Origin of the sequence: Piscirickettsia salmonis LF-89 = ATCC VR-1361 (assembly GCF_000297215.2) — a bacterium.
GTDB lineage: Bacteria > Pseudomonadota > Gammaproteobacteria > Piscirickettsiales > Piscirickettsiaceae > Piscirickettsia > Piscirickettsia salmonis.
Window position 1 is genome coordinate 24,498 of sequence record NZ_AMFF02000098.1, and the last position, 9,467, is coordinate 33,964.

General features: G+C 40.8%; 8 protein-coding genes and 1 pseudogene. 5 read left to right on the forward strand and 4 right to left on the reverse strand.

The window, feature by feature from the left end; translation table 11 throughout:
* Nucleotides 1-122: 122 nt before the first annotated feature.
* Nucleotides 123-608, reverse strand: coding sequence for a CinA family protein (locus C200_RS09895; RefSeq protein ID WP_016209840.1), 486 nt, complete (start codon nucleotides 606-608; stop codon nucleotides 123-125).
* A 107-nt stretch (nucleotides 609-715) separates the two neighbouring features.
* On the opposite strand from C200_RS09895, the gene mutS reads away from it, so the two are divergent.
* Together mutS and C200_RS09905 are read left to right on the forward strand one after the other, a co-directional pair.
* Entirely contained in the window at nucleotides 716-3,286 is a 2,571-nt protein-coding gene (gene mutS / locus C200_RS09900) for a DNA mismatch repair protein MutS (protein WP_032126641.1), read from the forward strand.
* Nucleotides 3,287-3,321: 35 nt separating this feature from the next.
* Nucleotides 3,322-3,783, forward strand: coding sequence for a hypothetical protein (locus C200_RS09905; protein WP_032126642.1), 462 nt, complete (start codon nucleotides 3,322-3,324; stop codon nucleotides 3,781-3,783).
* Between the two features lie 69 nt (nucleotides 3,784-3,852).
* Here C200_RS09905 and C200_RS09910 read toward each other — a convergent pair whose 3' ends face one another.
* Nucleotides 3,853-4,044, reverse strand: coding sequence for a hypothetical protein (locus C200_RS09910; RefSeq protein WP_144019283.1), 192 nt, complete (start codon nucleotides 4,042-4,044; stop codon nucleotides 3,853-3,855).
* Nucleotides 4,045-4,185: 141 nt separating this feature from the next.
* On the opposite strand from C200_RS09910, the gene C200_RS09915 reads away from it, so the two are divergent.
* A complete protein-coding gene (locus C200_RS09915) occupies nucleotides 4,186-4,476 on the forward strand; it encodes an IS1/IS1595 family N-terminal zinc-binding domain-containing protein (RefSeq protein ID WP_033923755.1) in 291 nt (96 codons plus the stop codon).
* Nucleotides 4,362-4,598: pseudogene (locus C200_RS16385) on the forward strand (IS1 family transposase); the annotation flags it as partial. The gene C200_RS09915 and the pseudogene C200_RS16385, both read left to right, overlap by 115 nt.
* 338 nt (nucleotides 4,599-4,936) lie before the next feature.
* Here the strand turns inward: C200_RS16385 and C200_RS09920 are convergent.
* Together C200_RS09920 and glpK are read right to left on the reverse strand one after the other, a co-directional pair.
* Nucleotides 4,937-5,476 carry a hypothetical protein gene (locus C200_RS09920; RefSeq protein WP_016211648.1) on the reverse strand — a complete coding sequence of 180 codons (540 nt, stop codon included), beginning with the start codon at nucleotides 5,474-5,476 and terminating at the stop codon, nucleotides 4,937-4,939.
* A gap of 659 nt (nucleotides 5,477-6,135) precedes the next feature.
* Nucleotides 6,136-7,620 carry a glycerol kinase GlpK gene (gene glpK, locus C200_RS09925; protein WP_016211650.1) on the reverse strand — a complete coding sequence of 495 codons (1,485 nt, stop codon included), beginning with the start codon at nucleotides 7,618-7,620 and terminating at the stop codon, nucleotides 6,136-6,138.
* 124 nt (nucleotides 7,621-7,744) lie between these two features.
* Between glpK and glpD the strand changes: the two genes are divergently transcribed.
* A complete protein-coding gene (gene glpD / locus C200_RS09930) occupies nucleotides 7,745-9,280 on the forward strand; it encodes a glycerol-3-phosphate dehydrogenase (RefSeq protein WP_016211651.1) in 1,536 nt (511 codons plus the stop codon).
* Nucleotides 9,281-9,467: the final 187 nt, after the last annotated feature.

Genomic DNA, 9,467 nt, shown 5'->3' on the forward strand with positions numbered 1-9,467 from the left:
GGGACCAAGCGCTATTATCTACACACTTAATCTACCCTTCCATAACCGTTCTATAATATGGTCTATATATAGTACCAAGCTCACTATCTCAGCGTATCGTTCATAATAACTAAGCGCCAAACTTAACTCAAACGGGTAAGTAAACCAGTCAACGCAGCATGAACTGCTCTTAACCTTATTTCTTCTCGATTACCAGCAAATAAATAACGCTCCGCCGTCACATCACCACTGACACACCAAGATAGCCAAACCGTCCCCACTGGCTTATCTATAGACCCTCCATCAGGCCCGGCAATGCCACTTGCAGCCACCCCCACAGCACAACTACTGCGCTCACACGCATGGTGCGACATCAAACGCACCACCTCCTCACTTACCGCGCCTTTTTCTTCTAATAGATGATAAGGCACATCAAGCATGTCATGCTTGGCTCGATTACTATAGGTAACAAATCCCCGTTCAAACCAGGCTGAACTACCTGCAGCATCAGTGATTGCCCCAGCAATTAAACCGGCGGTACACGACTCTGCTGTCACCAACCACAGCCCCTGTGATTTAAGTTGTTGACCAAGCTCTGCCGCAATGACATGAATATTACCCTCTTCCATTCTAAGCAAACTCCTTTTATCATCGTTGCTCTAGAAATCAAACATTATAAAACTAAATGAACGATTATTAGCAGTAAATTAAAAACTATAAACAATAAGGTACCTAGATGAGTGCAGTGAAGCAACCATTACAGCAACATACCCCAATGATGCAACAATACTTAACCTTAAAAGCCAACCATCAGGATACTCTGATGTTTTATCGTATGGGTGATTTCTATGAATTATTTTTTGATGATGCTAAAAAAGCCGCGGCTTTACTCGATATTGGCCTGACGGCACGGGGAAAATCTGGCGGCAATGCCATCCCCATGGCAGGCGTCCCTTATCACGCCGCTGATAATTATATTTCACGTTTAATTAACCTAGGTGAATCAGTCGTCATTTGTGAACAAGTGGGCGATCCCAAAACCAGCAAAGGCCCTGTTGAACGCAAAGTAACGCGGATTATTACCCCAGGAACGGTCAGCGATGAGCATTATTTAAAAGAGCGCCATGATAATTTACTACTGGCCTTGCATACTCATAAAAACCAGCATGGCCTCGCTTATTTTGATATGGGCAGCGGCCGCTTTAACATCATGCAGTTAAACACTGAAGAAGCCCTAGTGAGCGAACTAGAGCGTCTACAAGCGGCAGAAATCTTACTCAGTGAGACGCACCCTTTCATCAATCAATTTAATAATCAGCAATTACCATTGCGTAAACGTCCAGAATGGGATTTTGACCTCACTACCGCCACCACTTCGATTAAAAAGCAATTTGGCTATCATGATTTAACTGGACTAGATTGCATTAATTATCCCCTAGCCCTCTGTGCCGCTGGCAGCTTATTGCATTATTTAAAAGAAACCCAACGTACCACCCTCTCTCACATTCAAGGTCTACGTGTCGAGCAACACAGTGATTATTTAATTCTCGATGCCGCTACGCGCCGTAATTTAGAACTAACGCAAAATTTGCAAGGCAGCCAAAAACATACCCTCGCTGCCGTCATCGATCAAAGTAGCACCGCCATGGGCAGCCGCTTATTGCGCCGCTGGCTCCATCAACCCATACGCAACACAGAAAAATTAACATTACGCCATAGTATCATCAACGAATTACTTGATAATCAAGCCTACCTGCCTCTCCAAAAGCTCTTACAAAACACGGCTGATATCGAGCGCATTGTCACCCGCATTACCTTAAACTCCGCCCGCCCACGGGACTTAACTCAATTACGAGATACCTTGCAGCTCATCCCTGAATTATTTAGCCACTACAAACGTTTATCCGACCCAGCCCAACAGGCTTTAACTGCTGCTCCACTACCTCAAGATGATTTACTCGCCTGTTTAAGCAAGGCCATTATTGATAACCCACCACAACTTATTCGTGACGGCGGTGTCATTGCCCCAGGCTTTGATACTGAACTCGATGAACTACGCAGTCTTTCAGCAAATGCCAATGATTATTTACTGCAGCTTGAACAACATGAAAAAGAAGCAACCGGCTTATCTACCCTGAAAGTCGGCTATAACCGTATACATGGCTATTACATTGAAATCAGCAAAGCTCAAGCCGCAACAGCACCAGAGCACTATACCCGCAGGCAAACTTTAAAAAATGCTGAGCGCTTTATTACCGAGGAGCTCAAAGGCTTTGAAGATAAAGTCTTAAGTGCCAAAGAACGTGCACTAGCCCGTGAAAAAGCCCTATATGAAAATATCTTGCAGCATCTTGCTGAACATACAGAATCACTCCAAGCCCTCGCAACAGCCCTTGCTGAATTTGATGTCTTTGCTAATTTTGCTGAACGCGCTGAAACGCTAAATTTAACCGCACCCACCTTAACCACTGAACCGGGGATTACTATTCAGCAAGGTCGCCATCTCGTCGTTGAGCATGAGCTACAAGCGGACTTCACACCCAATGATTTAAATTTACAGCAAAATCGCCGTATGCTCATTATTACTGGACCCAACATGGGCGGAAAATCAACTTATATGCGCCAAACTGCGCTCATTACCTTATTAAGTTATATCGGCAGTTTTGTACCCGCCCAAGCCGTCACCATTGGTCCCATTGACCGTATCTTTACTCGCATTGGTGCCGCAGATGACCTTGCCAGTGATCGTTCAACCTTTATGGTTGAAATGAGTGAAACCGCTAATATTTTACATAATGCCACAACACATAGCCTCATCTTAATGGATGAAATCGGCCGCGGTACCAGCACCTTCGACGGTTTATCCCTGGCCTGGGCCAGTGCCCAACACCTCGCTCAATCAATTAAAGCCTTTACTTTGTTTGCCACTCATTATTTTGAACTCACGGCATTACCAGGCAGTGTACCTAATTGTCATAATGTCCATCTCAGTGCCATAGAGCACGATGAACGTATTGTCTTTTTACATACGGTCAGCGAGGGTGCGGCCAGTCAAAGTTACGGCTTACAGGTCGCACAACTCGCCGGTGTGCCTAGCCAAGTTATTCAAATGGCTAAAGCTAAGCTTAATACCCTAGAGCAACCTCTGCCCACCACCATAACAGCCCAGCCAACACAAACAAACTTAAACCTCGATAGCGCAGACGAACCTCAAGCACTTAAAGCGCTACGCCATTTAAACCCAGATGAATTAAGCCCACGCCAAGCACAAGATGCTCTGTATCAACTCAAACAGTTATTACAATAAATTTAATTAAATTAAAAACTAAAAAAGAAAAATGCATGAAAAAAACAATATTAACACTTACTTTTATTCAATTTATTTTATTATTTAAGTTTCTTTATGCCACCACACTCACCTGCCCAGATGCAAGTACCCTCCACTGGCAAGACTCAGCATGGCAAGCTCCACAAGGTTGGAGCCTGATAAATGACCCAGCATTTAGCCCAACCATCAAATTTGCCACTGTTCAGTACGGTGCTAAATATCACAAGGCCGGAGAAGCCTTTAACGGTAGCGTACAGTGCTACTATGAACTTACCAGTGGTAGCTTATTAATGCTCAAGCTGACCTCAAAACTGGCATTTAATCTCCCCCCCCCTGGTGGTGCAGGCTGGCGCATGAATATCGTCTATCCACCACTCAATAAAAATCCAGGCTATCTAAGCGGCTATTGTGGCAGTTATAATCAAACCCTGGCAAAAAGCTGTATTCTTGCCAAAAACCGTGAAATTTATAGCTAAAAATAATAAGAGACCATTATGCAAGCCATGCAGCTTAGCATAACTGACCTCTATAAAAGATACGGCTATTTACGGGCTGTAGTGAGTAGAACCAAAGATTTCCTTATTAGTCCCTGCTTTCACTTTAAGTGGATAAACGTTAGAAAAATGTCCACCACCTAAATCGCCTTGCCGATCAGAAATAAATTTTAAGCCACGCTCAGCATATTCTGCTGCAACTTTTTCATCTACTTTTTTGCACGCTTGGTTAATCTTATTCATTTGCTGCTGAGTCACTTCAAAATAACCAAGTTCCTCTTCAGTACCTTTTTTATATAAGCCACATAGACAAAACGGTGATGTATCTTATTGATTGCTATGGTATAATTCGAAGCAAGTTAACAATAATTTATAGATTTATCCATGCCTCATATCGAAGTCAATTGCCCACAATGCAGTGAGAATAATGTCATTAAATTTGGCAGGAACGCTTCAGGCAATCAGCGTTATAAATGCAAAAATACAGGCTGTGATAAAGATACATTCCTACTGAACTATAAGCGGCCAGGTGATTTGCCAGAGACAAAAGAAAAATATCGTTTAACATTCGTTATTACTATACAGATGATTGGGGCTCTTATCAGCGTATTTTGCCAGAAGACTCTCACTTCATTGGCAAAAAAAACACACAGGCCATTGAGCGCAAGCATTTAACCCTAAGAACCCGAATTAAGCGTTTAGCACGCAAAACCATTTGTTTTTCGAAGAGCGAAAAGATGCATGATGTAGTGATTGGTTTATTCATCAATAAATTCGAGTTTGGCAAGGCGATCTAACTAAACAATCAAATAGACACATTACCTAAATTTTATTGTTTTTATTAAAACGATATCTTTAAACAATTCTCTACAACCCAAGACAAGTTAAGACATTGATATATCTATAGTCATATGATGGTCAAGACTAAACCTTTAACTTAACCATAAGTTTACTTATAAAGTTTAATTCCTTAACAATATCCATGTAAAATTAACTGTTAATTTAAAAACTAAAAAGCCACTGAGTTTCCCCGTGGCTTTTAATATAAATACAGTAACAGATAATTAAGACATGAGCTCAATCCATAATTTTTAAATTGATATTGATAGGACAAACATATAAAAATTAAAAATAACTATTGACTAGGATCAGGAGCACTTGCTGCGGGAGCAAGATGACTATTTCTCTGTTGTGCTTCTAATTGCGCCTCTATGAAAAGGAAGCGAACATGATAAGCATCACTCTGTGTTTTTGCGTAATGCGAGTGAGCAGATACAAAACCACTTGATAAAAAAGTACCATAGTAATATTTATCAATGATTTGTATATGTTTATCGACAATCTTACCAAAAGCCTTTAAATGATTGACTTGGGTTAAAAGCTGACTTTTAAGAGAGTTTAAATCCCTTCTCATTTTATCAAGCCGAATTAAACTTTCCCGATCATTCGGAATAATCTCTCCTTCATACCCTTGCCAATCTTTAGCTAACGTAGCTTTCGCCAAACGAGAAAAATCTCTGCGACATTTTCTATCTTGATAAGACTCAGTCCAGCTAGTTGGACACAGTAGGCTTGTTTTTACCGCATTTGAATCGGCATATTCTTCTAAATCAAGAAAAATATCAACTTTTATTTCTAAAAACTCTTTTGGTCCTTCTGTAAATTTTTTTGGCATAAAGGCCGTCCTATTGCAATATTGAAAATTTTCAGCAGAGAAACTATCATTGTTTTAAAATAAATAAAACCAATAATTACATTATAATGCTTTATATATTTATTTTTAACATAAAAAATTGCATTCTTATTCAAGAAATCACTTGAATATTTTTCAATGCAACAAATTAAACAATCGCCCAATAAAAAACAAATCTATAATTAAAACATCCTTTCACTAAATTATAATTAATATTGATCGCACCGAAATTCTATTTTTTAAAATGAAAAAATATTAATTAAATTACAATTAAAATATTTTTACATTAGATTAAGATAAAACAAAATTAAATGAAATGAAATTATTGAGATACTTAAGATAAACCACTTTAATCATTATAAACAATAGATAAAACGTCAAAAGCAAGCAACTATACATGTGAGTCGCTGCAACAGCGCTGTCATTTTGTCAACGATCTGATACAGATGTAAAACCCCATTTTCATGCCATTTAACCTACTGAAAGTATTGTCTGACAAACTTTGTTGTTCCTAATAGGCCTTAACGTATTTTAGCAGTATAACCTCTCGCTTTGAAAAATTAACTCGTAACTTCAAAGCGATGGTTTATCTGGCCTATACCTTTAATTTAGCTCAACTAAAAATAAGGGCATATCCTAGCTTAACTACGAATCCGTTCTACAGCATCTAACCAACCTTGATAAAGAAACCTACGCTTTTCCTCGCCCATCCGAGGACTAAACTGTAACTCTTTACACCATAACGTAGCAATCTCATCAGTCGATTGATAGATACCTACTCCCAAACCCGCCAAATATGCAACGCCCAATGCACTGGTTTCCACACAACCTGGCCGCTCAACCGTAATATTTAAAATATCTGCTAAAAATTGTAGCAACCAACGATTATGTGCCATCCCGCCATCAACACGCAGCGTGGTTTGAAATCTAGCACCATCATTTTGCATTGCTAATAACAAATCTTTCGTCTGATAACACACCGCCTCTAACGCTGCACGAACAATATGATTCACTCCTGTATCCCGCGTCATCCCCAACAGTGCACCACGTGCTTGTGGATCCCAATAAGGCGCACCTAACCCGGTAAAGGCAGGGACTAAATAAACACCATGACTACATTCTAACGAGCCAGCAATACTTTCCGTATCACTGGCTTTTTCTATCATTTTCACCGCATCACGTAACCAATGTACCGCTGCTCCTGCGACAAAAATACTCCCTTCTAATGCATAGCTCACCTGCCCGTGCAGGCGATAAGCAATAGTAGTGAGTAAGCGATTTTTAGACATTAACGCCGTCTTCCCTGTATTCATTAACATAAAGCAACCCGTGCCATAGGTGCTTTTAATCATTCCTTCAGAAAAACAGGCCTGACCAAATGCAGCCGCTTGTTGATCCCCGGCCATGCCCGTCACAGGAATTTCAGCACCTAAATGCTCACGATCAAGATAACCAAAGTGCCCGCTATTATCAGCAACTTCCGGTAGAATATTGGCTGGAATATTAAATAATGTTAGTAATTCTTCATCCCAGCGCTGTGTGTGAATATTATACAAGAGGGTTCTTGAGGCATTGGTTACATCGGTCATATGCGACTTACCGCCGGTTAAGCGCCACAATAAAAAACTATCAACCGTCCCAAATGCCAGCTCACCGTGCTCTGCCTGTACTCGCGCACCTTCAGTATGATCTAACAACCACTGCAACTTAGTCGCAGAAAAATAAGGATCAAGCAAAAGCCCTGTTTTTTCTTGAACCATTTCTAAACAACCAGGTTGCTGGGCGAGCCTTTCACACATTGCTGTAGTACGACGATCTTGCCAAACAATCGCTCGGCCTAATACTTGGCCTGTTTTTTTATGCCATACCAATGTAGTCTCACGCTGGTTAGAGATACCAACCGCTGCAATCTGCCGAGCCGCCAGCTTGGCTTTTTCAATGGCTTTTTGGCTACTGATAAGCGTTGTCTGCCAAATATCATCGGCATCATGCTCAACCCACCCATCGTTTGGGAAATATTGCTTAAATTCTATTTGGTGCTGCGCTAACACTTGTCCTTGACAATTAAAGACAATAGCTCGTGTACTGGTCGTTCCTTGATCGATAGATAATATATACTCTGACATTAAATAATTAACCTAGTATTTTATTCTTAAAAATTTATGACTGTGCCTTAACATACCTTAGTGTTATATTATGCGGCAAGCGCATCATTAGATTCAATCTTGGTTATTTTAGTAAGTAGGAGCGATGCAGTTGGCTACAGTTGTTTCTCATAGTGATCTTTTTATTATTGGCGGTGGTATTAATGGTACAGGTATCGCAGCAGATGCAGCCGGGCGTGGCTTAACAGTCACCTTGTGTGAGCAAGCTGATTTAGCGTCTGCAACCTCCTCTGCAAGCAGTAAGTTAATTCATGGCGGACTTCGCTACCTTGAGCATTACGAATTTAGCTTGGTTGGAAAAGCACTTGCTGAACGTGAGATTTTACTAAGAAAAGCACCCCACATTATCAAGCCCTTACAATTTATCCTACCCCACCAAAAGCACTTGCGCCCAGCTTGGCTCATTCGCATTGGCCTATTTCTCTATGATCACCTAGCAAAACGCAAGTTTTTACCAAGATCCAGAGCTTATAATCTAAAAACCACCCTCATTGGCAAAAATCTTAAACCTGAGCTAAAACGTGGTTTTTCTTATTACGATTGCCACGTCGATGATGCTCGCCTGGTCGTTTTAAACGCCCTCAGTGCAAAAGAGCAAGGGACGACAATACTCACGCGCAGCAAGTGCATCTTTGCCAAGCGCCATAACAATATGCTTTGGTATGTTAAGGTTCAAGACCAACAAACTCAAATTATAAAAGAATACACAGCAAAAGCACTGATTAATGCCAGCGGCCCGTGGGCGAGCACGATTTTGCCTAATCTCACGCAAACACCGACGCAGCATCATTTAAGCCTAGTAAAAGGCAGCCATATCGTCATCCCTAAACTGTATGAAGGTGAGCATGCTTATATCTTACAAAATGCCGATAACCGCATTGTGTTCACCATCCCCTACGAACAAAACTTTACTCTGATTGGCACCACCGACTTAAACTATGAGGGTGACCCTGCACAGGTTAAAATTAATAACGAAGAAATAGATTACTTGATTAATTTAGTCAATGATTATTTCGAGCCTGGTATGCAAAAAGCTGATATTCTCTGGAACTATTCAGGTGTCAGGCCTTTACTAAATGACGAAAGTGATACCCCTTCTGCTATCACTCGCGACTATAAAATCATCGTTGATGATCAACATGGGCTACCTTTAGTCAATATTTTCGGCGGGAAAATAACCACCTATCGTACACTGGCCGAACAAACCTTAGAAAAACTACAGCCTTACTTCCCGGCAATGACAGCGCCCTGGACAGCGAATGACTACCTTCCCGGCGGTGATTTAGGTACAAAAACATTCGATGAGTTTTACCAACGACTCCAGGATCAATACCCTTGGCTACCTAAGCAGCTCACCTTGCGCTTAGCGCGTAGCTATGGCGCACGCATACACTGTATTTTACGAAAATGCACATCAACCACTGACTTAGGCCAGCATTTTGGTAACACACTCTATGAAAAAGAAGTAAAATACCTTGTCGAACATGAATGGGCCAAAACAGCTGACGATATCCTCTGGCGCCGTAGTAAATTAGGTTTACACTTAACCACAGAGCAACAAAAACAACTCACTGACTGGCTTAAGCATTACTTTAATCAACAAGAAAATAATATAAAATAATACTAAGGTGTATATTTAAGTTTATGTCTACATCCATAGCCTCTTCTGCTGTTGAAAATACTGGCAAATTGCTAATCGAAAAAATGTTTAATTGTATGTGGAATCAACAGCAGCCTGAATTGGCTAGAGGGTGTCTTTAAACCCCTTTTTTGATAGATTATTGATTATATAGCGCTGGATTAACAGT

What these genes read in the sequence shown, in the direction of transcription:
- C200_RS09895 (WP_016209840.1), bottom strand. Translation starts at nt 608, where the DNA reads ATGGAAGAGGGTAATATTCATGTCATTGCGGCAGAGCTTGGTCAACAA.
- mutS (WP_032126641.1), top strand. Translation starts at nt 716, where the DNA reads ATGAGTGCAGTGAAGCAACCATTACAGCAACATACCCCAATGATGCAA.
- C200_RS09905 (WP_032126642.1), top strand. Translation starts at nt 3,322, where the DNA reads ATGAAAAAAACAATATTAACACTTACTTTTATTCAATTTATTTTATTA.
- C200_RS09910 (WP_144019283.1), bottom strand. Translation starts at nt 4,044, where the DNA reads ATGAATAAGATTAACCAAGCGTGCAAAAAAGTAGATGAAAAAGTTGCA.
- C200_RS09915 (WP_033923755.1), top strand. Translation starts at nt 4,186, where the DNA reads ATGCCTCATATCGAAGTCAATTGCCCACAATGCAGTGAGAATAATGTC.
- C200_RS09920 (WP_016211648.1), bottom strand. Translation starts at nt 5,476, where the DNA reads ATGCCAAAAAAATTTACAGAAGGACCAAAAGAGTTTTTAGAAATAAAA.
- glpK (WP_016211650.1), bottom strand. Translation starts at nt 7,620, where the DNA reads ATGTCAGAGTATATATTATCTATCGATCAAGGAACGACCAGTACACGA.
- glpD (WP_016211651.1), top strand. Translation starts at nt 7,745, where the DNA reads ATGCAGTTGGCTACAGTTGTTTCTCATAGTGATCTTTTTATTATTGGC.